21 protein-coding genes and 2 tRNA genes are annotated in these 23,069 nt (G+C 68.8%); 14 read left to right on the top strand and 9 right to left on the bottom strand.

Features of this window, described 5'->3' with window-relative positions; all coding sequences use genetic code 11:
* The first annotated feature begins 69 nt into the window (after positions 1 to 69).
* The 4 genes from HRC28_RS02370 to HRC28_RS02360 all read left to right on the top strand — a co-directional run bounded on the left by HRC28_RS02370 (position 70) and on the right by HRC28_RS02360 (position 1,728).
* Positions 70 to 143 (top strand) — tRNA-Ile (locus tag HRC28_RS02370).
* 59 nt (positions 144 to 202) lie between these two features.
* Positions 203 to 328 (top strand): DLW-39 family protein, encoded by a 126-nt coding sequence (locus tag HRC28_RS25255; RefSeq protein WP_237111666.1) that lies wholly within the window; start codon positions 203 to 205, stop codon positions 326 to 328.
* A 13-nt stretch (positions 329 to 341) separates the two neighbouring features.
* Positions 342 to 414 (top strand) — tRNA-Ala (locus HRC28_RS02365).
* A gap of 213 nt (positions 415 to 627) precedes the next feature.
* Positions 628 to 1,728 (top strand): alpha/beta hydrolase, encoded by a 1,101-nt coding sequence (locus tag HRC28_RS02360; RefSeq protein WP_182378599.1) that lies wholly within the window; start codon positions 628 to 630, stop codon positions 1,726 to 1,728.
* A gap of 34 nt (positions 1,729 to 1,762) precedes the next feature.
* On the opposite strand, the gene HRC28_RS02355 is transcribed toward HRC28_RS02360, so the two are convergent.
* The gene (locus tag HRC28_RS02355; RefSeq protein ID WP_182378597.1) at positions 1,763 to 4,057 is read right to left on the bottom strand and encodes an EAL domain-containing protein; all 2,295 of its coding nucleotides are present in this window, start codon (positions 4,055 to 4,057) and stop codon (positions 1,763 to 1,765) included.
* 226 nt (positions 4,058 to 4,283) lie between these two features.
* Here HRC28_RS02355 and HRC28_RS02350 point away from each other — a divergent pair, with 226 nt between their 5' ends.
* The 4 genes from HRC28_RS02350 (at position 4,284) to HRC28_RS02335 (ending at position 10,200) form a co-directional block, all read left to right on the top strand.
* The gene (locus HRC28_RS02350; protein WP_182378595.1) at positions 4,284 to 6,857 is read left to right on the top strand and encodes a bifunctional diguanylate cyclase/phosphodiesterase; all 2,574 of its coding nucleotides are present in this window, start codon (positions 4,284 to 4,286) and stop codon (positions 6,855 to 6,857) included.
* Between the two features lie 65 nt (positions 6,858 to 6,922).
* A complete protein-coding gene (gene egtB / locus HRC28_RS02345; RefSeq protein ID WP_182378593.1) occupies positions 6,923 to 8,233 on the top strand; it encodes an ergothioneine biosynthesis protein EgtB in 1,311 nt (436 codons plus the stop codon).
* Positions 8,233 to 9,210, top strand: coding sequence for an L-histidine N(alpha)-methyltransferase (gene egtD, locus HRC28_RS02340; protein WP_182378591.1), 978 nt, complete (start codon positions 8,233 to 8,235; stop codon positions 9,208 to 9,210). Before egtB ends, egtD begins: the two co-directional genes overlap by 1 nt.
* Before the next feature lie 30 nt (positions 9,211 to 9,240).
* Positions 9,241 to 10,200, top strand: a complete 960-nt coding sequence (locus HRC28_RS02335; RefSeq protein WP_182378589.1) for a hypothetical protein — start codon at positions 9,241 to 9,243, stop codon at positions 10,198 to 10,200.
* Between the two features lie 4 nt (positions 10,201 to 10,204).
* Here the strand turns inward: HRC28_RS02335 and HRC28_RS02330 are convergent, their stop codons facing one another.
* Complete coding sequence (locus tag HRC28_RS02330; protein ID WP_182378587.1) at positions 10,205 to 10,945, bottom strand: sterol desaturase family protein; 741 nt, start codon at positions 10,943 to 10,945, stop codon at positions 10,205 to 10,207.
* Positions 10,942 to 11,667: a GntR family transcriptional regulator gene (locus HRC28_RS02325; RefSeq protein ID WP_182378585.1), complete on the bottom strand. Its 726-nt coding sequence runs from the start codon at positions 11,665 to 11,667 to the stop codon at positions 10,942 to 10,944. The genes HRC28_RS02330 and HRC28_RS02325 overlap by 4 nt, the downstream gene beginning before the upstream one ends.
* 80 nt (positions 11,668 to 11,747) lie before the next feature.
* On the opposite strand from HRC28_RS02325, the gene HRC28_RS02320 reads away from it, so the two are divergent.
* The 3 genes from HRC28_RS02320 (at position 11,748) to HRC28_RS02310 (ending at position 13,464) form a co-directional block, all read left to right on the top strand.
* Positions 11,748 to 12,491 (top strand): SURF1 family protein, encoded by a 744-nt coding sequence (locus HRC28_RS02320; protein ID WP_182378583.1) that lies wholly within the window; start codon positions 11,748 to 11,750, stop codon positions 12,489 to 12,491.
* Entirely contained in the window at positions 12,488 to 12,823 is a 336-nt protein-coding gene (locus HRC28_RS02315; RefSeq protein ID WP_182378581.1) for a DUF3817 domain-containing protein, read from the top strand. Before HRC28_RS02320 ends, HRC28_RS02315 begins: the two co-directional genes overlap by 4 nt.
* A gap of 260 nt (positions 12,824 to 13,083) precedes the next feature.
* Complete coding sequence (locus tag HRC28_RS02310; RefSeq protein ID WP_182378579.1) at positions 13,084 to 13,464, top strand: hypothetical protein; 381 nt, start codon at positions 13,084 to 13,086, stop codon at positions 13,462 to 13,464.
* Positions 13,465 to 13,484: 20 nt separating this feature from the next.
* On the opposite strand, the gene HRC28_RS25545 is transcribed toward HRC28_RS02310, so the two are convergent.
* Positions 13,485 to 13,610: a hypothetical protein gene (locus HRC28_RS25545; protein WP_272902659.1), complete on the bottom strand. Its 126-nt coding sequence runs from the start codon at positions 13,608 to 13,610 to the stop codon at positions 13,485 to 13,487.
* Positions 13,611 to 13,731: 121 nt separating this feature from the next.
* On the opposite strand from HRC28_RS25545, the gene HRC28_RS02305 reads away from it, so the two are divergent.
* Positions 13,732 to 14,238, top strand: a complete 507-nt coding sequence (locus HRC28_RS02305) for a peptidylprolyl isomerase (protein WP_182378577.1) — start codon at positions 13,732 to 13,734, stop codon at positions 14,236 to 14,238.
* Positions 14,239 to 14,247: 9 nt separating this feature from the next.
* Positions 14,248 to 15,171, top strand: a complete 924-nt coding sequence (locus HRC28_RS02300; protein ID WP_237111665.1) for a rhomboid family intramembrane serine protease — start codon at positions 14,248 to 14,250, stop codon at positions 15,169 to 15,171.
* Positions 15,172 to 15,330: 159 nt separating this feature from the next.
* Here the strand turns inward: HRC28_RS02300 and HRC28_RS02295 are convergent, their stop codons facing one another.
* On the bottom strand, positions 15,331 to 15,834 hold the full coding sequence (locus tag HRC28_RS02295; protein ID WP_237111664.1) for a cell division protein CrgA: 504 nt from the start codon (positions 15,832 to 15,834) through the stop codon (positions 15,331 to 15,333).
* Between the two features lie 48 nt (positions 15,835 to 15,882).
* Here HRC28_RS02295 and HRC28_RS02290 point away from each other — a divergent pair, with 48 nt between their 5' ends.
* Entirely contained in the window at positions 15,883 to 16,680 is a 798-nt protein-coding gene (locus HRC28_RS02290; protein ID WP_182378573.1) for a DUF881 domain-containing protein, read from the top strand.
* A 22-nt stretch (positions 16,681 to 16,702) separates the two neighbouring features.
* Here HRC28_RS02290 and pknB read toward each other — a convergent pair whose 3' ends face one another.
* From pknB to HRC28_RS02270, 4 genes are read right to left on the bottom strand one after another with little or no spacing between them, the layout of a single operon-like run.
* Entirely contained in the window at positions 16,703 to 18,643 is a 1,941-nt protein-coding gene (gene pknB, locus HRC28_RS02285) for a Stk1 family PASTA domain-containing Ser/Thr kinase (protein WP_182378571.1), read from the bottom strand.
* The gene (locus HRC28_RS02280; RefSeq protein WP_182378569.1) at positions 18,640 to 20,172 is read right to left on the bottom strand and encodes a serine/threonine-protein kinase; all 1,533 of its coding nucleotides are present in this window, start codon (positions 20,170 to 20,172) and stop codon (positions 18,640 to 18,642) included. The genes pknB and HRC28_RS02280 overlap by 4 nt, the downstream gene beginning before the upstream one ends.
* Positions 20,169 to 21,680 carry a penicillin-binding protein 2 gene (locus HRC28_RS02275; RefSeq protein WP_182378567.1) on the bottom strand — a complete coding sequence of 504 codons (1,512 nt, stop codon included), beginning with the start codon at positions 21,678 to 21,680 and terminating at the stop codon, positions 20,169 to 20,171. The genes HRC28_RS02280 and HRC28_RS02275 overlap by 4 nt, the downstream gene beginning before the upstream one ends.
* Positions 21,677 to 23,062, bottom strand: coding sequence for an FtsW/RodA/SpoVE family cell cycle protein (locus HRC28_RS02270; RefSeq protein ID WP_202033201.1), 1,386 nt, complete (start codon positions 23,060 to 23,062; stop codon positions 21,677 to 21,679). Before HRC28_RS02270 ends, HRC28_RS02275 begins: the two co-directional genes overlap by 4 nt.
* Positions 23,063 to 23,069 lie beyond the last annotated feature (7 nt).

The raw sequence follows: 23,069 nt of genomic DNA, 5'->3' as shown, positions 1-23,069 counted from the left end.
GAGTGCTCCGGTAAGGTTCATTCTCGGTCTGCTGCGGAGGGGCTTCCACCCAGAAGCAGCAGGCCACCCGGGCCTATAGCTCAGACGGTTAGAGCACCACACTGATAATGTGGGGGTCAGAGGTTCAAGTCCTCTTAGGCCCACAAGTTGCCCCGGCTGCGGACACGCAGACCGGGGCTTCTTCGAAAAAAGGAGTGGACCAGTGAAGAAGCTGATTCTCGCAGCGCTTGCCGCTGCCGGAGCCGCGTTCGCACGCAAGAAGCTCCAGGAGAGCAAGGCGGAGCAGGCCCTGTGGGCCGAGGCCACCGACACCCTCCCCAAGAACTGAATCAACCCGCCCCGGGGCCTTAGCTCAGCTGGTAGAGCGCTGCCTTTGCAAGGCAGATGTCAGGAGTTCGAATCTCCTAGGCTCCACTCGATGAAACCGCAGCTCAGCCTGCGGTTTCTTCTCTTTTTGGGTGGCGTGGGCTGGTCTGTGGTGGCCCGGACCGTGCCAGCACGTAGCCCCTTGTCGTCATTGTCTGTCCGCGACGACTCGTCCTACGTTGAAGCCGCATGCCGGGAGGGAGACCCAACTGCGGGCTGACCAGCGCGAACTGGTGGGCCCACCCCCCGAGGAGACGACTCATGCAACAGCAAGCGGCACGGCCCCGACGACTGAAGATCCTCGCAGCAGCAACGGCGGTGACGGCGTGCGTCGGCGGCGCGTTCGTGGCAGGCGTGGTGACGGCCCAGGCGGCCAAGCCCAAGCCGGCCTCGATCACGCTGCAGACCGAGTTCGACCACATCGGCGCCGAGGTTCACTCCATGGACCACGCAGGGCGCGACGTCTACTACATCGACGAGGGCCAGCCCGGCCAGCGCGCCGTGGTCTTCATCGGCGGCCAGGGGACCAGCCTCGAGGCCTTCCAGTTGTCGGAGTTCGCACGGACGAGTCGCGAGAAGCTCGGCCTGCGCGTCATCTCGGTCGAGCGCAATGGCTTTGGCGAGTCGCCGCTGGACCTGAGCCTCGGCTACGCCGACTACACGGCGGAGGTCCTGGCCGTGCTCGAGCACCTCGACATCGACCGCTTCGTGATCGTGGGGATCTCGGGCGGCGGCGCCTATTCAGCACACCTCGCGGCCGCCGTACCTGATCGCGTGATCTCGCTCCATGCCGCGGCTGCGACGGATTCCACGTTGCCCAATCGCAACCCGCGCAACTGCTCGCTGACCTTCGAGCAGCGCAACGCCTCGAACCAGTTCTGGTACGAGAACCCGAAGGTCTGGTGGGGGGTCCCGGGATCGCCCGTGCTGGTCATCCCCGGCTGGCAGGCCACCGCCTACCTCGACGCCGTCCGCTCGTTCCATGTCGGTGGCGGACCGATCGACCCGAGCCCGCTGAGCCACGAAGGGGAGCTGCCCTGCCTGTCGGGCGCCTTCGTCGACCCTGCGCAGATCACCTCACCCACTTATCTCTACTGGGGCGGTGCGGACACCACGGTGCCGATCAGCGTCATGGAGAACTGGCAAGAAGCGCTTCCCAACGTCGTCAAGGCCGCCGTCTACCCCGGTGAGGGCCACACGGTCCAGTACCGCCACTGGGACCAGATCCTCCTCGACATGGCCGGCCACAGCGACCAGACGGTGATCTGCAAGAACGGCCAGACGAAGACGGTGCCGAACGCCGAAGTCAACGTGCAGGTCGCCGGCGGCGCAACGCTGGGGTTGTGTGCCTGGGTGCCCTAGGACGTGCCGTGGAACCGGACTCGAACTCGGGTCCTCAGGCTCCACGCGCAAGGGGGGACGCGGGCAGGTAGTGCGAGCTCGGCCGTCCGAGCAAGTACCCCTGTCCGCGGTCGCAGCCCAAGCGGGCCAGGTGCGCGCGCTGGGGCTCCGTCTCGACGCCCTCGCCCACCACCACCATGCCGATGGCGTGAGCCAGCGTGATGACCGAGGCGACGATGGCGTCGCACACCGGGTTCTGCCCGAGCTCGGCGACGAAGGTGCGGTCGATCTTGAGCTCGTCGGCGGGGAGTTCGCGGAGGTGAGACAGCGACGAGAATCCGGTGCCGAAGTCGTCCAGGGCTACACCGACGCCGAGGGCGCGCAGTCCCTCGAGTTGGATCACCGTTGACTCGATGTCGGTCAGAACCGCGGACTCCGTCACCTCGACCACCAGGTCGCCGGGCTCGGATCCCGCCTGAGCGACGGCTGCGGCGACCGTGGCAACGACGTCGGTTCGCAGAAGTTCGGCGGCCGACACGTTGATCGACACTCGGGTCGGGGTGCCGGCTGCCCGCCAGGCGGCGGTACGCCGTGCGGCCTCGAGCGCTACCCAGGTGCCGATCTCGAAGATCAGGTCGGAGTCCTCGGCGACGCCGAGGAAGGCCGCGGGGCTGAGCAGTCCGCGCGTCGGGTGTTGCCAACGGATCAGCGCCTCAACGCCCGCGGTGCGTCCGGTGGCGAGATTGACCAGCGGTTGGTAGTGGAGGATGAGTTCCCCGCGCTGGGCCGCGCCTCGAAGCTCACCTTCGGTCTGGAGGCGTTCCAGGGCCACGGCTCGCATCTGGTCGTTGAATTCCGCCCACCCGCCGCGACCGTCGTCCTTGGCGCGGTACATGGCTGTGTCGGCCTGACGGATCAGGTCGTCGCCGCTCATGCCGCATCGGGCGCGGGCAATGCCGATTGATCCTCCGACGCGCAGGTCGAGACCCTCGATGCGGATCGTGTTGCGCAGTACAGCCGACAAGGCTTCCACCACCGGCGTCGGATCAGGTGTCGCCGGACACAGGATGACGAACTCGTCGCCTCCGAACCGGCTGACAATCCAGCCGTCGGGGACCACCGACCGAATACCGCCGGCGAGCTCGACGAGGAGCCGATCGCCGACCGCGTGGCCGTGACTGTCGTTGACGAGCTTGAACCGGTCGAGATCGATGAACAGGACGACCAACGGCGCAGCATCGTGGTCCTTGAGGAGGCGGGCGAGCTCCTCGGTCGCCCCCCGCCGGTTGAGCAACCCGGTGAGGTGGTCATGGCGAGAGTTGTGACTCAAACGCTGGACCAGACCGTCGTGTGACTCCACCAGTTCGTTGAACGCCCGGGCCACATCAGCGACCTCGGTCGGACCGGATTCCGGCGCTGGACGTGCCAGTCCGTTCGAGCGTGAGGCGGCGATGGCGGTGCCGAGACGGCGAATCGGCATGGCCAACCTGCGGTGGAGTGCAATGGCCAAGGCCGTGACGAGGGCCACGATGGTGGCGCCGAACCCAATCAGTGACTCCCGCTCGCCACGGGCGGCCGCCATCGCGACGTCGACGTCGAGACCCACCATGACCCGCCAACCCGTATCGGGTTCGGTCACCTCTTGCCAGATCCGCTCGACGCCATCAGGAGCGGTGGCCGGGGGATGGGTCCATGAGACGGGTTCCCCCACGGGGTAGGGCGCCCCCGCGGTGGCGGCAGCGACCAGGCCGCTCACCGGGTCGATGGCGAGGATCACTGTCGCCCGGTCGATGTCCGAGGGCAGCGAGAGAGCCGGGGTATCGGTGAAGAGCACACCGACGACTGCTCCGATCGGACCGGCGGGACTCGGCACCGGCGCAGCGACGGCAACGGCCGGGTGGCCGGTCGTCGGATCTATGAAGACCACGTCCGTCACGGTCACCGCCCCGCCGAGTGCTCGAGCGTAGGTGTGTTCAGGGACAGTCTCGCCAGGATCCCCGGTCAGCGAGCACACGGTCTGACCAGCCTTCCCGACGACGACCAACCGTGCCGACGACCGCACGCTGACGAGCGGAGCAAAGGCCAGTTCGCATGCTCCTGGATCGAGATTCTCCAGGGCCGGGTTGGCCGCGAGGTCGCTGATGAGAGGGACCGCACTGTCGAACAGGCTGCCAAGGTCGGATGCCTGGCTCGCGGCCACTGCGGCGAGGTCCTCCTCGGCCCGAACGCGCTCGCGATCGAAGGTGGCAGAGGTCACCCAGACCAGGAGCGCTCCGACCACGAACAGGCAGGCCGTCAGGCCGGCGACCACGGACGCGGTGACGGAGTTGCCCACGCCGCGGCTGTTCACGTGCGTCGGCTTCCCAGGGGAGGCAACAATCGAACAGTCCCCATGGCGTTGCCTCGTCTCGTCTGTCCCAGAACCTGTCGAGTCCAGCGTCATCCAGCGACGAACACCGGGACAGAGTCCAATGGGTCGGAGGTTCGGGAACTAAGGCCCTTGTGTCTCCGGGGCCTGCCGACACCGGATGCCCTGAAACCCTCACGTCGTCACGCGAAACGACGATGATGCTGGTATGACGGCGGCCCCGGCGAGCGGCCGTTCGCCCGAGGTCGGGCGGGCGGACATCCGTCTGGCACGCCAGTTCGGTGGCGTCGTTGCCGTCGCGACGTTCCTGGTTCTCGTCGGCTGGTACGCCGGCGTCGAGCAGTTGACGACTTTGGTGCCCGGGTTCGCCTCGATGAAGCCGAACACAGCCCTGTGCCTACTCCTGCTTGCGCTCGTCCCGTGGTTTCATCCGTCCCATGGCCGCGTCACGACGTTCCTGGCGGCCACCGTCCTTGCGATCGCGTCGATCACAGCAGTCGAACTGGCGCTCACGGCACATTGGTGGATTGACCGCGTGCTTCCGGGAATCGACCTTCGCGGCAACGACCCCCAGATGGCTCCGGTGACTGCCTGCTGTCTGATCCTGCTGTCGGTGTCAGCAATCGCCGGATCGTTCGGCGGGCAACGCCTGCGGCAAGGACCAGCGCTGCTGGCCATCGCCGCGGCGGATGTCGCGCTGGTCGGGTACCTCTACGGCGCCTCGACCCTCTATGGCGTCGGTGCCTACAGCAGCATCGCGATCCCCACGGCAATCTCGATCGCTCTGCTCGGCGCGACGCTCCTCGTGCTCGTGCCTGAGGGCCCGGCGATGACCCTGCTGCGCGACCGGGGACCGGCCGGGAAGATGGTGCGCTCGCTGGCTCCCTTCCTGCTGATCGGGCCACCGGCGCTCGGCTTCCTCCGCCTGTTGGGCCAGCGCCGGGGTTGGTATGACACCACCTTCGGCGTCGCGATCCTGGTGAGCGTGCTGACGGTTGTCTCGCTGTTGCTGCTGTTCCGGACGGCGCGACAGGTCCGCGTCGCGGCGTTGGCGAGGGACGAGGCTGCTGCCGAGCTCGAAGCTCTGAATGAGGGCCTCGAGGACCGGGTACGAGAGCAGACCAGCGAGGCGCATCGCCTGGCCGCCCAGTTCGAGGCGACCTTCACGGCTTCGCCGATCGGCGGCGCGTTCACGACCCCGGACGGGGTGGTGCGGCTGGCGAACGACGAACTGGTGGCGCTCGTCCGTCGTACACGTGTGGAACTGGTCGGGAACGACGTCCAGGACATGTTCGATGACGAACATGCCGCCCGGGACCTGGCGCTCCGTGAGGCGTTGCTCGACGGGGCAGAGGGCGGCTATCCAATGGAGCGTCGTCTGCGAACTGCGGACAACGATGTTCGTTGGGTGCTGGTCCACGTGGCCGTGGTCAAGGAGGCCGATCAGATCAGCGGCCTCCTGTACAAGCTCCAGGACGTGACCCGAAGGAAGGCGGCGGAGGATCGTGCGAACTTCCTGGCGTTTCACGACAGTCTCACCACCTTGCCGAACCGGACCCTGCTGATGGACCGATTGCAGCAGGCCCTGCACCAGGGTGCGCGAAGCGGACGCGGTGTAGGTCTGCTCTTCCTCGATCTCGACCGCTTCAAGACGGTGAACGACAGCCTGGGCCACGACGCGGGCGATGAAGTCCTGCGCGAGGTCGGCCGACGGCTGCAGGCTGCCGCGCGGGCCGGCGACACCGTCGCGCGCATCGGCGGCGACGAGTTCATCGTCGTTTGTCCGAACATCTCGTCCGAGGACGACGTGATCCCCGTGGCGACCAAGTTGCACGAGATCCTGGCGCGACCCTGGTCCTACCAGGGGCACGACGTACCGCTGGGCGGGTCCATCGGGATTGCGTACGGCGTCGCGCACGACGATCCGGAGCTCCTGATGCGCAAGGCCGACCAGGCGATGTATCGCGCCAAGGCCGGTGGCCGGTCCCGCTACGAGGTGTTCGATGACGACCTCCGGGCTCATCTCGACGCGCGTCTGGAGACCGAACTCGGCCTCCGTGGAGCGGTGGAACGCGAGGAGATCGAGACCTGGTTCCAACCGGTCGTCGATCTCGCCAACGGTCGTTGCGTCGCGACGGAGGCACTGGTGCGATGGCGTCGACCGGGGCACGGCCTGGTGATGCCCGGGGATTTCATCGGTGTCGCCGAGGAAGACGACCTGATCAAGGAGATCGGGGGCCATGTGCTCACGTCCGCCTGCCGCGCCGTTGCCCCACTGCCCGACCTCCTCTGCGTCAGCGTGAACGTGTCGGCCAGGCAGTTCGTCCACGGGGACTTCCAGGCAGAGGTCGCGGCTGCCCTGCTGGCCTCGGGGCTGGACCCGTCGAGACTCTGGCTCGAACTCACCGAGGGCGCCGTCATCGAAGCCGTCGACTCCGCCGCCCGCAGCTTCCAGTCCTTGCGCGCCACCGGGGTGAAACTGGCGATCGATGACTTCGGGACCGGCTACTCGAGTTTCATCCAGTTGCGTCACTTCGAGGTCGACATCGTCAAGATCGACAAGACCTTCACGGCTGGCCTGGCCCACAGTGCCCGGGATCGCGAACTCGTCGGCACGATGATCAGCATGGGGCACTCGCTGGGCCTCCAGGTGGTGGGTGAGGGCGTGGAGACGATCGCGCAGCGCGACATCCTCCTCGACCTCGGGTGTGACCTGGGACAGGGCTACTTGTTCTCCATGGCGTCGCCCGCTGTGGCGCCCTTGCTCAGTCCCTTGCCGTAGGGCGCCCCACCGCTTCTGTCCCACGTCGTCTTGCTTTGTCGGTGCGGTCTCCTAGGCTCGACGACATGACTGCTGGACAGTGGACTGCAGACTCCATCCTTGAGCGGTACGACGACGTCCGCTCCCACACCGAACGGCTCGCCGCACCGCTGTCCCCCGAGGACCAGACGGTGCAGTCGATGCCCGACGTCTCGCCGACGAAGTGGCACCGCGCGCACGTGACGTGGTTCTTCGAGACGTTCCTGCTCGCCGACAACGAGGACGGCTTCGCGCCGTACCAGGACCAGTACTGGTTCCTCTTCAACAGCTACTACGAGGCGGTCGGGCCGCGGTATGCGCGCGCCGAGCGTGGGGTGATCAGTCGGCCGGGTGCCCACGACGTCGGCGTCTACCGCAGCAACGTGGACGACCGGGTGCGCACGCTGGTCGACGCGCTCGACCAGGGCAGCATCGACAAGCTGGCCGCGACCATCGAGCTCGGCTTCCACCACGAACAGCAGCACCAGGAGCTGTTGTTGATGGACATCAAGCACGTGCTGTCCCTCAACCCGCTGCAGCCGGTCTATGCCGGCACGCGTGCTCCGACCACCACCAGCGACCCGCTCGGGTGGGTCGAGATCGAGGGCGGGCTGGTCGAGATCGGCCACCCTGGCGGGGGATTCTCGTTCGACAACGAACTCCCCGAGCACCGGGTGCACCTCGAGTCGTACCGGTTGGCTGACCGCCTGGTCACCAACGAGGAGTGGCTCGCGTTCATGGCAGACGGGGGTTACCGGCGCCCCGAGCTGTGGCTGTCGGACGGCTGGGCGGGTCTCGACAAGCTCGACCACCGGAACAATGCGCCCTTCTACTGGCGCGAGATCGACGGGGTCTGGTTCGAGCACACCCTGAACGGCACCTGGCCGGTCAACCCGAGCCTGCCCGTGAGCCACGTCAGCCACTATGAGGCCGACGCCTATGCGACCTGGGCGGGCAAGCGGTTGCCCACCGAGGCCGAGTGGGAGCACGGCGTCTCCGTCGCTGGAGACGTCGAGGCCGTGGGCCGCCCCGACACATGGCATCCGCAGGCAGCCGGCCCGGCCACCGGCCGACTCCGCCAGGTCGGCGGCGACTGCTGGGAGTGGACCGCATCGGCCTACCTCCCCTACCCCGGCTTCCATCCGGCCGCCGGGGCCATCGGCGAGTACAACGGGAAGTTCATGTCGAACCAGATGGTCCTGCGAGGCGGGTGCGCGCTGACGTCGCCCGACCACGCTCGTGCGTCGTACCGCAACTTCTTCCCGCCGGGCGCCCGCTGGGCGCTCAGCGGCGTCCGCCTCGCCGACGGGGTTTCGAGGCTCGCTGACGCTCGCACCTCAACCACCGGAGGCGCTTGATGAAGCGCATCGAGCCCGAGTTGGCGGTGCTGCTGGACCCCGACTGGGCCAGCGGCAGCCTGGTCGACGACGTACGCCGTGGCCTGACCCGCCATCCGCGCACCCTCCCGCCCCGGTGGTTGTACGACGACCACGGGTCGGCCCTGTTCGACCAGATCACCCGGCAACCCGAGTACTACCCGTTCAACGCCGAGCGGGCGATCCTCGAGGCACACGCCGACGAGATCGTGGCCGCCAGTGGCGCGACCGCGCTCGTCGAACTCGGCAGCGGCACCAGCGAGAAGACGCGCCTGCTCCTCGACGCCTTCACCCGTACGGGCCAACTGACCCGCTTCTCCCCCGTCGACGTCTCCGAGGGCACGTTGCGCGACGCGGCGGCGCAGATCGCCGACGCCTACCCGGGCCTGGAGGTCGTGGGCGTGGTCGGTGACTTCACGCTGCACCTGTCCCACCTGCCCGAGGGCGGCCGGCGGATGGTGGCGTTCCTCGGCGGCACGATCGGCAATCTCTACCTCGAGGAGCGCAGCGCGTTCCTGAGCATCCTCGCCGATCTCCTGGAGCCCGGCGACTCGCTGCTCCTCGGCACCGACCTGGTCAAGAGCACCGACCGGTTGATCGCCGCCTATCACGATGAGGCCGGCGTGACCGAGGACTTCATCCGCAACTCCCTCACGGTCATCAACCGTGAACTCGGCGCTGACTTCGATCAGTCGGCGTTCACCTACATCCCGTTCTGGGACGCCCACATGGAGCGGATCGACATGCGGCTGCGCTCCGAGGTGCCGCAACGCGTCACCGTTCCCGGCGCCGATCTGTTCCTCGACCTGGACGTCGGTGAGGAGATCCGGGTGGAGATCTCGACCAAGTTCCGGATCAGCAAGGTGGCCGCCGAACTGGAAGCCGCGGGCCTCGTGGTGGGCCGCGTCTGGACCGATGAACCGGGCGACTTCGCGCTGACCCTCGCGACCAAGCCCTGAACCACCGCCGGGCGTGGCAAGATCAGCGCCGTGATGGGCGTGCGGATGGGTGCAGCGCTGGCCGGGCTTGCCCTGCTGACCGCCTGCAGTGGCGACCCCAAGCCGGTCTACCAGGACGAGCCCACCCCCGCAGCCGTCGTGTCGACCTACGACGAATCACTGGAACCCTCGGCCGCCGTACTCGCGCTGGTGCCGGCTGACGCCAGCACCGTGATGGTGACGGACTTCGACCAACTGCGGCTGGTGCTGGGTTTTGGCTCCCTCTCCAGGGACAGCGTGCCGGCCGACCGCGACGCCTTCTGGGCGAAGGTTCCCGGCACGGCCGCCCTGTCCCGCGGCATGCTGCGCCCGTTCGAGGCCCGGCTGCGTGACGACTTCGGCATCAGTCAGGACGACGTCGCCTGGGAAGCCACCTACGGCGGTGACAACGGCAGCGGCTGGGTGCTGGCGTTCCGGCCGACGACCGCGATGGCCGCCGTGTCCCGCGCCGTCCGCGCCGGTGTCGGGCCGCTCAAGGGCGCCTCCGTCGACGCCGCCCGCCACCTGGTCACCTCGTCCGCAGCGCCCGACGCGGCGGATTCGTGGGGCGCCGAGCCGGAGTTGGTCCAGCTCGCGGGCCGCGAGGCCGTGTCGACGTACGTCACGCGCGGTTGCCTGGACTTCGACACCGTCTTCGGTGCCGGGATGAAGGCGCAGCTGGCTGCGGCGCCGGGTGCCGCTCTGGGCGCTCTCGACGAACTGGACGGTTTCGCCGTGGCGCTCGGCAGCGAGCTCGCGACCGTCCTGCTCGGCGCGGACCGTTCCGACGCTTTCGAGCGCGCCCGTCTGGCCGAGGTGATGCCGCCGACGGCCCCCGAGTTCCCGCTCGCGATGAGTCGCCCCGTGGCAGACCCGTCGACCGGCCGCCTCGGCTACACGCTGAGCGACCCGGCGGCCGCCGCCGAACTCACCCGGACCCAGCACTTGCCGTTCGCGGTCTGCCGCGGCTGACGGTCTACCGACCGAGGTCGTGCAGGCGCTGCACTGTCGGGGAGGTCGGGACGCTGCTCGGCTCGGGCGCCGTACCGAAGAGGCGGTCCGCCGTACCGGCCGAGGTGACCGTGAACCAGTAGTGCTCGCTCTTGTAGTGGTGCAAACGGTGGTTGCGCCAGATCTTGCGGTAGTACGCCGACTTCGGTCGGTAGTCGCTGTGCAGCAGGTAGTGGGTCCACTCGTAGCCGGACATCAGCGTGTAGATGCCGATCAGCAGCGAGAACATCGCAGTCGGGTTGGGCGTCGTCGCCCAGGCGAGCGCGGTGTACGCCGGCGCCAGCCACAACTGGGCCTGCCACGGGATGAACACCAGCGGGATCTCGCGAGGGTTGGCGTGGTGTGCGCGGTGCTTGCGGGCGAGCAGCGGGTCCAGGGTCAGGCCGGCCACCTTGCGCGGTCGCCAGTGCAGGATGAAGACGTGGACCAGCCACTCCACCACGGGCAGGATCGCGAGCAGCCCGAGTGGGATCGCGAACTCCCACCACGAACCGCCGCCATCGCGGCCAGCCAGCACACGACCGGTGATCGCGGCGACCAGGCAGGTGCTGAGCAGGTACGGGCTCGGGTGCTTCCAGTACTCCCGGAACACCGCCCCCAGGCTGAGGTTGGTACGACGACCGGTGGCCTTGTCGCCGACGATCAGCCGCGCTTCGTCCGCATCGACCCGCTGGGCTGCGAACGCCTCGGCGTCCCGCGGGCTCACTGGTCGTCCTCGCTCAGCGCGGTGAGCGCACCGAGCAGCGAACTCGCTGTCGGGGAGAGCACGCGGGCCGCGGCGGCGCGGGCGGTGGCCGGGTCGCCGGCCCGGATGGCGGCAGCGAGGAGGCGGTAGGGCTCGACCTGTCCGACCTCGTCGGCGAGCACCGCCGCGAGGGCCGGGAGCGCGGGCTCGTAGGCCGCACGGAGGCTGTTGTACATGAGCCGGAAGACCAGGGAGTCGGCTCCGTCGACGAGCAGGTCCCAGTAGTCGAGGGCGAGTCGCTGCCACGTGATGGCGTCGTCGGCTGCTTCGAGGTCGGCGACGACGGCGTCGAGGGCCACGGCCAGTGCCGGTCCCCCGCGCTCGGCAGCCAGCGCTGCGATGCCGGGGCCGACCTCGGCGCGGGCCTCGACGACACTGCGGACGATGGCCGCGTCGAGGCGCCCGCCGCGCACCAGCAACTTCGGCAGCAGGTCCAGTCCAGCGGCTTTGCGGAAGTCGCGCACGGTCGTGGCACCGCCGTGCCGGACCTCGACCAGGCCGGTCTGCCCGATCCGCTGGAGTGCCTCGCGGACCGCGGGCCGGGAGATGCCGAGCACCTCCGCCAGGCGACGTTCACTGGGCAGGGCTTCACCGACGGCGATCTCGCCATCGACGACGTCGTCGACCAACTGGTCGAAGACCTGGTCGGACACGGAGCGGCGGGTGACGGGTCGCAGGGCCATGGACCGACCGTAAACCGCCTCTGGTCCACTGGTCAAGTGGTAAGACCAGTACGCTTCCAAGTGTGGTCCCGGAGTCGAGAGTGCGCCCCTGGAGCCCACGTCTGCTGGGGGCCCACCTGCTGGCCCTGGTCTGCATTGCGTTCGCGGCCGGCATGGGCCTGTGGCAGTACGACGCCTGGCAGGAGCGCCGCGCGGCCGAACGGGTCGACCTGACCGAGGCGGAACCGGTTCCGCTGACGGACGTCCTGGGTCCCGACCAGCCCTTCCAGACCGCCGGGCTCGGGCGACCGGTGGAGGTGCGGGGCACCTTCCTCGCCGAGGGCACCGTGCTTGTCTCCGACCGCGAGAGCGCCGACGGCAAGCCCGGTCGCTGGCTGGTCACCCCGATCAGCGTGGGAGCGCTCGGTGCGCCCGCCGTACCCGTCGTTCGCGGGTGGGTGCCTGCGGACACCGCCATCGAGGACCTACCGGCACCCCCGTCGGGCGAGGTCGACGTCCTCGGCTGGCTCCAGCCCACCGAGGCCGCCGGCGAGCCCGACGACGACCCGAAGGACGCCGTCGTCCCGGCGCTGCGGATCGCCGACCTGCTCCAGCTCCTCGACGAGGACCAGGACCTCTATGAGGCCTACGTCGTCACCGAGGAGCCGTTGGCCGCCGACCAGGCGGACGGCGTCACTGCGGCCACCCTGGACCAGCTCCCGCCGGCCAGCCGGTTCACCGGCCTGCGCAACATCCTCTACGCGATCGAGTGGTGGGTGTTCGCCGCGTTCGCGGGGTTCCTCTGGTGGCGCTACGTGCGCGACGCCGTACGCTCGGAGCCGTGACCAAGCTCTTCAACACCTACCGCGTGCTCGCCCTCGTGGTCGGCGTTCTTCTCGTCATCGGCACCATCGGCTCCGTGCTGAAGTACCTGCTCGAGGACGGCAGCGGCCTGCAGCAGTTCGGTGACGACCTGACGCCGATCTGGCTGGTGCACGGCTGGATCTACATGGTCTACGTCGCCGTGGCGTTCGTGCTGACGCAGAAGGCGCGCTGGACGCTGCCGCAGTTCGGCCTGATGATGATCGCCGGCCTGATCCCCGGCCTGATCTTCTGGGTCGAGCGCCGGGTGGCTGACCGGCTGCGCGAGGAGCACCCCGAGCTCGTCACCTCCTGAGGAGGGTGCCTGTGTGCAGGTTGATTGATATCAATCAACCTGCGGCGCGGGTGGTGCCCAGCTGGATTCGCGGTGGCGCTGTGGACAGACCGTCTCGATGTCGGCGCCGGCTGTCAGCGTCGTCCGCATGCGATTGATCAGCTCACCGTACGAACGCCCATTCCTCCGCTCGGCGTCGTTGAATCCGTTCGACATTGTCGGCGACGGCGGCCTTGTGTCGCATGGCATCGGTGGCCTTGGAGCAACGATGGTTCGCATGGGTGCGTGAGTCGCTGATGGTTCTCGACCCCGAGATACCGGAGTTCCGCTTCCCCGAGACGGAACACGAACGCATGGGTGTCGCGGTCTGGATTGCCTGGCACGAAGTTGTGCGAGGACGCGCCCTCGTCGGCGATCTCGTACCGGCTGAGCTACTCGCTGCGTCGCGTGACGACGAGCGCCACGTGTTCGCCCAAGCCATCGGTGCGTCCGAGGGGCGACCGCTGTCCGATCACCAGCAGGTGACCTTGCTGGGCCTCGCGGAGGGCTTGCGTGCCGAGTTGGTGCGGCCGGGCTCGGCGCTGCCAGTGAGCGTCGCCCGGGAGGTGATGGCCCGACAGGTGGCCACGGTTCTCAACAGTGAGACGCGCCCGGCCGCCTGACGGCCATCACCGACGAGCAGTCAGGCGGTCGGCTCAGCCGACTGCCACTGGGCTGCTCCGGCGCTGCCACCCTGCAGCTTCTTGGCCACCGCAGCGACAACCGCGCCCAGCGCGACAACCAGCACGAGCGTCTTCAACTTCTTCATCCCGAGCACTCCTTGGGGTTGGGGTTGTGCGGGCAGGACCCAGCATGTCTCATCGCGCAAGCAGGGTGCCCGTAGGATCGAGCGCGCACGAAGACGTACCCATCACCGAGACGAGGATTTCATGGCAGACCAGGCCATCCTGAAGACGAACAAGGGCGACATCAACGTCACCCTGTTCCCGAACCACGCGCCGGAGACGGTCGCGAACTTCACCGGCCTCGCCACGGGCGAGAAGGCGTACGACGCCGGCAACGGCAAGACGGGCCCGTTCTACGACGGCCTCGGCTTCCACCGCATCATTCCGGGCTTCATGATCCAGGGCGGGTGCCCCCTCGGCACCGGCACCGGCGGTCCCGGCTACACGTTCAAGGACGAGCCGCACCCCGAGCTCGTCTTCGACAAGCCCTACCTGCTCGCGATGGCGAACGCCGGTCCGGGCACCAACGGCTCGCAGTTCTTCATCACCGTTGGCGCGACGACCTGGCTGAACTTCAAGCACACCATCTTCGGTGAGGTCGCCGACCAGGCCGGCCGCGACATCGTCGACGCCATCGCCGCCGTCCCGACCGGTCGCAACGACAAGCCGGTCGAGCCGATCGTCATCGAGTCCGTCGAAATCGTCGGCTGACCGAGCTCCATGACCAACCCTCCGGTCGGGGTGCCGACCTGTTACCGGCACCCCGACCGCGAGTCCTGGATCCGCTGCCAGCGCTGCGACAAATCCATCTGTCCCGACTGCATGCGTGACGCTGCCGTCGGTTTCCAGTGCCCGGACTGCGTGGCTGAAGGCCGCAAGTCCGTTCGTCAGGCCACGGCCGCGTACGGCGGCGCGCGCTCCACGAACCCGGCGCTCACCTCGCAGGTCCTGATCGGTATCAATGCCGCGATCTGGATCGCGATCATGGCCACCGGCCGCTACGGCAGCTGGCTCTACGAGTACTTCGCCCTGCAGCCCGCGAGTTCGTGTCGCGAGAGCGACGGCTCGTACTACCCGTTCATCAACGATGCGGCGACCTGCACCAGCGGCGCCACCGCCCAGTGGGTGCTCGGCGTCCAGGACGGCGCGTACTGGCAGCTGTTCACCAGCATGTTCACCCACGTCGAACCGTGGCACCTCGGCTTCAACATGCTCGCCCTGTGGGTCCTCGGCCCCCAACTGGAGCAGGTCTTCGGCCGGACGCGCTTCCTGGCCATCTACCTGCTCTCGGGCCTCGCGGGTTCGGTGGCCGTCTACTGGCTCTCCGCCGAGCACGGCAGCACCGTCGGCGCCTCCGGCGCGATCTTCGGGATGATGGGTGCCCTGGTCATCGTCGGCCTCAAGGTCGGCGGACAGATGCAGGGACTGCTGCTGTGGATCGGCATCAACATCGCCCTCACCTTCACGCTGTCCAATGTGTCGTGGCAGGGCCACTTCGGTGGGCTGGCCGGCGGTGCCCTGATCGCGGCCGTCATTGCCTACGCGCCGAAGGGTCGTCGTACCCAAATGCAGGCGCTCGGCCTGAGCGTCGTCGGGGTCCTGCTCATCGCGGCGACGCTCGTCCGCACTCTCACGCTGTCCTGATCCACGCCTGAACGGGACCTTCATCCACAGGGTTATCCACCATTGTGGATGAATCACACCGATGTAGTTCTCCACATCTGGGGAGAAACCTGTGGAACGACAAACGCCGGCGGACCTTGCGGTCCACCGGCGTTTGTCATGCGCGTGCTCGCGCGGGGATCACTCCCAGCGTGTGGCGAAGGTGAAGCCGACGGCCATGAAGGCGATGCCGACGAACAGGTTCTTCTGACCGAGGTCGTTGAAGATCACCAGGTCCTTCGGGTCGTTGCCGGTGAGGAAGATGTAGAAGATGCAGATCCAGATCAGACCGATGATGAAGCAACCGAGCATGCCGACCACGACACCGCGGCCGCGGCCCAGCGGCGTCTTCGGGTGGGCCGAGATGGCCAGGCCGAGGAACAGGGCGATGAACCCGATCAGGTAGTTCTTGCCCTCGAGGTCCTGGAGGAACGACGGGCCGGTCGGCTGGTTCGGCTTGCCGTCGGCGTTGATGCTGCCGAAGCCGTCGGTCGGGCGGACGCCGAAGTAGTAGAAGAGGATCCAGGCGATGCCGCCGACGATGAGCAGCAGGGCGAGCGCGAACCGCAGTGTGAACAGCGGACCGCGGTCGGGCGCGAGGACGTCGCGTTCCTTGCTCTTCAACAGGCGGGGCAACTTGGCCACGGAGGGCTCCTCGATCGTTCTGGGACTTGGGTAGTAGACACTGTCAGTATGACGGGTACGCACACCGAAGGTCCGACGGGCCATCGCTCAGGCCGCTCGTTGGCCTGGCGGATCGGCACGCCTGCCGTCGCGGTGCTGTGCGGCAGCCTGCTCGCGGTGTCGGCCACGAACAGCGACGGCACCGACCTGCGGCCCGGTCGCTACAACGATCTGGCTGGTCTCGTCGAAGGTGAAGCCGCCGACTACCAGGGCGTCGAGGACAAGTTCAACACGCTCTCGGCCGAGGTCGACCGGCTCGGCGCGAACGTCAGCGACGAAGGTGTCGACAGCGCCCGTGCGAAGGTCGAGGAACTCAACGACCCGGCCGGTTTCACCCCCCGGCGCGGGGAGGGCCTGCGGATCACGCTCGCCGACGGTCCCGAAGACCTGCTCGAGGAGGCCGCCGAGCGCAATCGCGACCTCCCGCGCGAGGAGCGACTGAACCTCAACCGTTTCGTCGTGCACCAGCAGGACATCCAGGCCGTGGTCAACGCGCTGTGGAACGGCGGAGCGAGGGCCGTCACGATCGCCGGCCAGCGCGTCATCAGCACCACCGGCATCAAGTGCAAGGGACCGGTCGTCCAGCTCGCCGGCGTGCCGTACCCGCAGCCCTACGTCATCGAGGCCGTCGGCGACCAGACCGCCCTACTGGCGTCCGTCGACACCGACGAACTGGTCAGCCGTTACCGATCGGACGCCGACAACGCCGAGATCCAGATCGGCTGGTCCCTCGAGGAACCCGACCTGGTCACCGCGCCGGCGTACGACGCCGTCCTCGACCTGCAGTACGCCCGGCCGCTGCGTTAGCCCGCTGGGTCAGCCCGCTGGGTCAGCCCGCCTGGGGGCGTTGCCCGCCCGGCCCGCCGCCGGGCAGCGGCGAGAGCGGATTGAGCGGATCGGTTCCGTCGGTGACTTCCTGGCCGTCGCTGACGCCGTCTCCGTCGGTGTCGGCAAGGGCCGGGTTGGTGCCCCGCGTCGCCTCGTCTGCGTCGGAGAGACCGTCGCCGTCGGTGTCCACCGGCTCGGGCGGCTTCTCGTAGATCGACACGTAGAGCACGACCCGGTCGCCCTGGCGCAGCGGTTCACCCGCGACGGGGTCCATCCGGGTGATCCGGCCCTTGGGCTGGGTGGCGTCGTCGGCGGCCGCGTTGTTGACGACCGGGATGAACCCGGCATCGCGGATCGCCTTCTCGGCCGCCGCCTGGGTCCGACCGACGACGTTCGGCACCTTGGCCGGACCGTCGGACACGCAGAGTTCGACGATGGCGGAGGTGTCGACGGCCATGCCGGCGTCGGGGGTCTGGGTGACGACCGTGCCCGCCGGGTCGTCAGATTCCTTGCACTCGGTCTTCTTGATGTTCGCGCGCAGGATGCCGACACCGAGCAGGTCGTTGACCGCGTCCTTGAACGGCTGGTCGGTCACGGGCGGAAGCGGGAAGTCGCAGGGTCCGCTGGACAAGGTCAGGAAGACAGTCCCGGTCGGCTCGATGTAGCGCTCGGCGAGCGGGTCCTGCTTGATGACCTGCCCACCCTCGGGGTATTCGTCGCTGCACTCGGTGGTGCGGTCATCGATGGCCAGACCGACATCGCCGATCCGGTCCCGGGCCAGGTCGCTGTCGAGGCCGATCACCGACGGCACCTTCACGTCAGGAGCTTCGGTGTCGAAGAGCTTCGGCCACACGATGGCGGCCGTGGCGAGCAGGGCGAGGAGCAGCACACCGAGCACGACCCACAGCGCGACCCGGCTGCGCCGGTCGTCGTCCCGCACCGGTGGCAGTGCCGAACGGACGGCGGTCTCGTGGTGCGCGTCGGCCGTACTGGTCGCGCTGGTGGCGGGTCCGGAGACGACCGGCACCACGGCGGTGCTGTCGGCCACGGCCGCCTGGACCGGGCGGCCGGCGAGGTAGCGCTCGATGTCGGCGCGCATCTGAGCGGCGGACTGGTAGCGGTCCTCGACGCGCTTGGCGAGGGACTTCATCACGATCGCGTCGATCTGCGGCGTGAGGTCACCCTCGTGCGTCGACGGGGGTACGGCGGGCTCCCGCACGTGCTGGTACGCGACGGCCACGGGTGAGTCGCCGACGAACGGCGGCCGTCCAGTGAGGAGTTCGTAGAGCAGGCAGCCCGCGGAGTACACGTCGGAGCGGGAGTCGACGGTCTCGCCGCGCGCCTGCTCCGGGGAGAGGTACTGCGCCGTACCGACGACCGCAGCGGTCTGGGTCATCGACGACTGGGCATCGCTCATCGCGCGGGCGATGCCGAAGTCCATCACCTTCACGTCGCCGGACGGGGTGAGCATGACGTTGCCGGGCTTGATGTCGCGGTGGATGATCCCCGCGCGGTGGCTGTAGTCCAGCGCGGACAGCACGCCGCTGGTGATCTCCAGGGCGCGCTCGGGCAGGATCTTGCGGCCCTCGCGCAGAATGTCGCGCAGGGTGCGCCCGGCGACGTACTCCATGACGATGTAGGGGACGATCTCGCCGTCGTCGACGCCACCGACGGTGCGTTCCTCACCGGTGTCGTAGACGGACACGATCGAGGGGTGGTTCAGCGAAGCCGACGACTGCGCCTCGCGGCGGAAGCGGGCCTGGAAGGTGGGGTCGCTGGCGAGATCGGTGCGCAGGCGCTTGACGGCCACGACGCGGCCGAGCCGCGTGTCGGTGCCCTTGCGGACCTCCGCCATGCCGCCGCGGCCGAGGAGTTCGGCGAGCTCGTAACGCCCGCCGACCGTGGGACCACCTGATCCGGGTTCAGTGGGGGGAGTTGTCATCCGTCTTCACCCCCTGGGAGCTCGGTGAGCGGGTTGCTCGGGTCGGTGGTCTCGTCGGTCGGGGTGGTCTCCTCGGTCGGTTCGACGACCGGGCCCCAGTAGTAGACGGTGATCGGGTCGCCCTCGTTCAGGGTGCCGTTGGTGGAGAAGCGGCTCACGGTGTCGGCGGGGCAGGTGCCGTCGTTGACGGCGGAGTCCTGCTCCCAGGTGACCTGGAGGCGGTCGTCCTGCAACTGGGCCACGGCGTCGCGGTAGTCGGCGGTGCAGGAGTACGGCGTGTCGTCGACCTGGACCGTGGTGGCCTCCTCGGAGGTGGTCTCCGTGGTGGGTTCGCTGGAGGAGGATTCCGTGGTGGCTTCGGTGGTCACCTCGGACGTCGTGTCGTCGGCGGCCGGGTCCTCGTCGCCGTCGCGGCCGAGCAGTAGCGCGGCCACCACGACGGCAGCGATGACCAGCAGGATCACGGCGATCGCGGCGGGCCACGGGGAACGTCCCTGACGCTCGGTCGCCTGGGAGCCGGCGTAGGCACCCGGCGCGTCGAGGCGGCGGATCGGCTGTCCGGGAACCGGAACCGGCATCGGGGTGTGCGTCGGCGTGGCCGGCGGGATCGGACCGGTGACCGACGGCAGCACCTGGGTGGCGCCCTCGGAGGGCGGCGGGTACGCCCCGGGAACCGGACCGGCACCCAGGTCGGCCCCGCGTACGGCGGCGGCGAACGCCGCACCGTCCGTGTAGCGGTCCGCGGGGTCCTTCGAGAGGGCGCGCGTGACGATCGCGGCCAGCGCCGGAGGCACCGTCGAGGGCAGCGCAGGAACGGGCTGCTGCAGGTGCGCAAGGGCCGTGGCGACCGGGGTCTCGGCGTCGAACGGACGGCGACCGGTCAGGCACTCGAACGCGACGACGCCCAGCGAGTAGACGTCGGACGCGGGCGTGGACGGGTTGCCGCGGGCCTGCTCGGGGCTGAGGTACTGCGGGGTGCCCATCACCGATCCGGTGCGGGTGAGCGCGACGGCGTCGGCCGCACGCGCGATGCCGAAGTCGGTGATCTTGACCCGGCGGTCCGCGGTGATCAGCAGGTTCGCGGGCTTCACGTCGCGGTGCACGATCCCGGCCCGGTGCGCCACGGCCAGCGCGTCGCCGGTCTGGGCGATCAGGTCCTGCACCACGGCAGTGTCGAGCGTGCGGTCGTTGCCGCGCGCGGTCGCGAGCAGGTTCGAGAGCGGCTGTCCGTCGACCAGTTCCATGACCAGGTACGGCGGCAGGTTGCCGTCGACCTCGCCGGCGCCGTAGTCGTAGACACCGGCGATGCCCGGGTGGTGCAGGGCCGCGGCACTGCGCGCCTCGGCCTCGAAGCGGGTGCGGAACATGGGGTCGTCGGCGTACTCGGGCTTGAGCACCTTCACGGCGACCGAACGGTTGAGGCGCGTGTCCGTGCCGCGCCACACCACGCCCATGCCACCCGTGGCGATCACGGAGTCGAGGTGATAGCGACCTGCCTGGTCGGCGAACTGCCTCTGCTCGGAGTTCACTTCTTCAACACCGCTTCCATCACTGCCTTTGCGATCGGGCCGCCGAGCTGGCCGCCCGCGATCTGCTTGCCGGGTGCTTCCTGGATCATCACGGCCACCGCGACCTGAGCGTCTTCCGCAGGCGCGAACGACACAAACCATCCGTAGGGCGCTTTGCCTTCGACACCTCGCTGGGCGGTGCCCGTCTTGCCCGCGACGCTGACGCCGTCGATGGCGGCGGGTGACGCGGTGCCGTCGTCGACGGTCGCGACCAGCAGGTCCGTGAGCTGGTCGGCGGTCTGGGGCGAGATCGCGTCGCGGAGGGTCTCCGGCTCGGTGGTCTCCAGGACGTCGAACGTTGCGGTCTGCACCTCGTCGACGAGGTAGGGCCGCATCAGCGCGCCGCGGTTGGCGATCGCCGAGACCACCATCGCCATCTGCAGGGGCGTCGACTGGACCGAGAACTGGCCGAAGCCCGAGCGTGCCGTCTCGGCGTCGTTGAGCTCGCGCGGGTCCTGCTGGACGTCGTCGATGGTGTCGACGACCTCCTCGGGGAACACCGAACGCGCCTGCGGGCCGAGGTCCAGCAGATAGTCGCTGTTGAAGCCGAACGCCTCTGCCTGCTCGCGCAGTTTCTCCGGCCCGACCTCGACCGCCATCTTCGCGAAGGCGGTGTTGCAGGAGTCCTCCATCGCCTTCGAGAAGGAGATCTTCGCCGGGCTGCACCCGGCGCGCCCCTCGTTGTCGATCACGTTCTGCGAGCCGGTGGTGCCGGGCGCCTGCCAGGTCGCACCCGCGGGCACCTCGTCGTCGGCGTTGTAGAGACCGTTCTCGATCGCGGCCGCGGCGGTGACCACCTTGAACGTCGAGCCGGGGAACAGCCGGGTCTGGATCGCCCGGTTCAGCAGCGGCTGGCGCTTGTTGCTGTCGAGGCTGTCGTACGCCGTCTCGCGCTTCTCCCGGTCGTGGGAGGCCAGCCGGTTCGGGTCGTACGACGGGAAGGACACCATCGCGAGGATCCGACCGGTCTTCGGCTCGATCGCCACGACCGCGCCTTCCCCTTCGGGTCCGACGGTGTCGCGCAGCGTCGTGTAGGCGGCGCGTTGCGCGGCGGGGTCGAGGGTCAGCAGGACGTTGCCGCCCTGGTTGGTGTCGCCCTTGAGCAGGTCGACGAGCCGGTTGACGAACAGTCGCGGGTCCTCGCCGGAGAGCACTTCGTTCTGGCTGCGCTCGATGCCGGTCTGGCTGCCGAGCTGGAGGTAGCCGGTGACGGGCGCGTACAGCTGCTTCTCGGGATAGACCCGGAGGTACTTGTACTGGTCGTCGACCGGTTCGCTGCGGGCAATCGGCTCCTCGCCGACCAGGATCAGGCCGCGCTCACGGCTGAACGCGGCCGCGGCGACCCGGGAGTTCTTCGGGTCGGTGTTGTACTCATCGGCCCGCCAGAACTGCAGGAACGTCACATTCGCCATCAGGGCGAGGAACAAGAACATGCAGAAGATGGAGACCGCGCGGATCGGCTTGTTCATGACGGCACCACCTTCACGATCTGGGTCTGCTGCTCGTCCGGGTCGTCCTGCTGCTCGTTGAGGTCAGGCACCGGACGGCGGGCCTGGTCGGAGATGCGCAGCAGGATCGCGATGATCACCCAGTTCGCGACCAGGGACGAGCCGCCGTACGACAGGAACGGTGTGGTGAGGCCGGTGAGCGGGATCAGTCGGGTGACGCCGCCGATGACCACGAAGATCTGCAGCGCGAACACGGCTGCCAGGCCGGTGGCGACCAGCTTGCCGAAGCCGTCGCGCGAGATCAGGGCGGCGCGCAGGGCGCGCTCGACGACGAGTCCGTAGAGCAGCAGGACGGCCATGACGGCGGTCAGGCCGAGCTCTTCGCCGATCGCAGCGAGGATGAAGTCGGACTCGGCATACGGCACCCGCTCGGGCATGCCCTCACCGAGGCCGCGACCGACCAGGCCGCCCCACGCGAACCCGTAGAGCGCCTGCACCAGCTGGTAGCCGCTGCCGCTCGGGTCGGCGAACGGGTCGAGCCAGATGTCGACCCGGTTCTGCACGTGGCTGAAGATCCGCACCGCGACGGCCGCGCCGCTGAAGAACATCAGTGCGCCGACCACGATCCAGCCGGGGCGCTCGGTGGCGACGTACAACATGACGAGGAAGAGGCCGAAGAACAGCAGGCTGGAACCGAGGTCGCGCTGCAGGATCAGGATGCCGAGGCTGACGATCCACATCATCAGGATCGGCCCGAGGTCGCGCCCGCGGGGCAGGTCCAGGAACAGCACCCGGCGCCCGGCCAGCGCGAGCGCGTCGCGGTGGACGACGAGGTAGCCGGCGAAGGTGATGACGAGCAGCAGCTTCGCGATCTCGCCCGGCTGGAAGCTGAACGGGCCCACGGAGATCCAGATCCGGGCGCCGTTGATCTCGGTGCCGAGCACCGGGAGCATCGGCAGGATCAGCAGCCCGATCGCCGCGAGGCCCGAGGTGTAGGTGAAGCGGGCGAGCAGCCGGTGGTCGGGCAGCACCACCAGGGTGCCGATGAACAGCACGACACCCAACGTCATCCAGGTCAGCTGCTGGCTGGCCAGCGCGGTCTCCTTGGCGAGGTCGAGGCGGTGGATGATCGCCAGACCCAGGCCGTTGAGGGCGGCCACGACGGGCAGCAGCACCGGGTCGGCGTACGGCGCCACGCGGCGCACCGCGACGTGGGCCGCGACGACGAGCAGGGTCAACCAGCCGCCGTACCCGATCAGGTTCGTCGGGACCTCGCCGTCGACACCGAGCCCGACGGCGGCGTACGCGCCGACGCCGACGAGCAGCGCGAGGATCAGCAAGAAGAGCTCCGCGCCCCGCCGCCGGCGGTGCACGAAGCCCATCAGGGCTGAGTTGGTGGCCATGTCAGTG

Source organism: Nocardioides sp. WS12 (assembly GCF_014108865.1).
GTDB lineage: Bacteria > Actinomycetota > Actinomycetes > Propionibacteriales > Nocardioidaceae > Nocardioides.
Note: the sequence above shows the minus strand (reverse complement) of the source record. Positions and strands in the feature narration are given on the sequence as shown.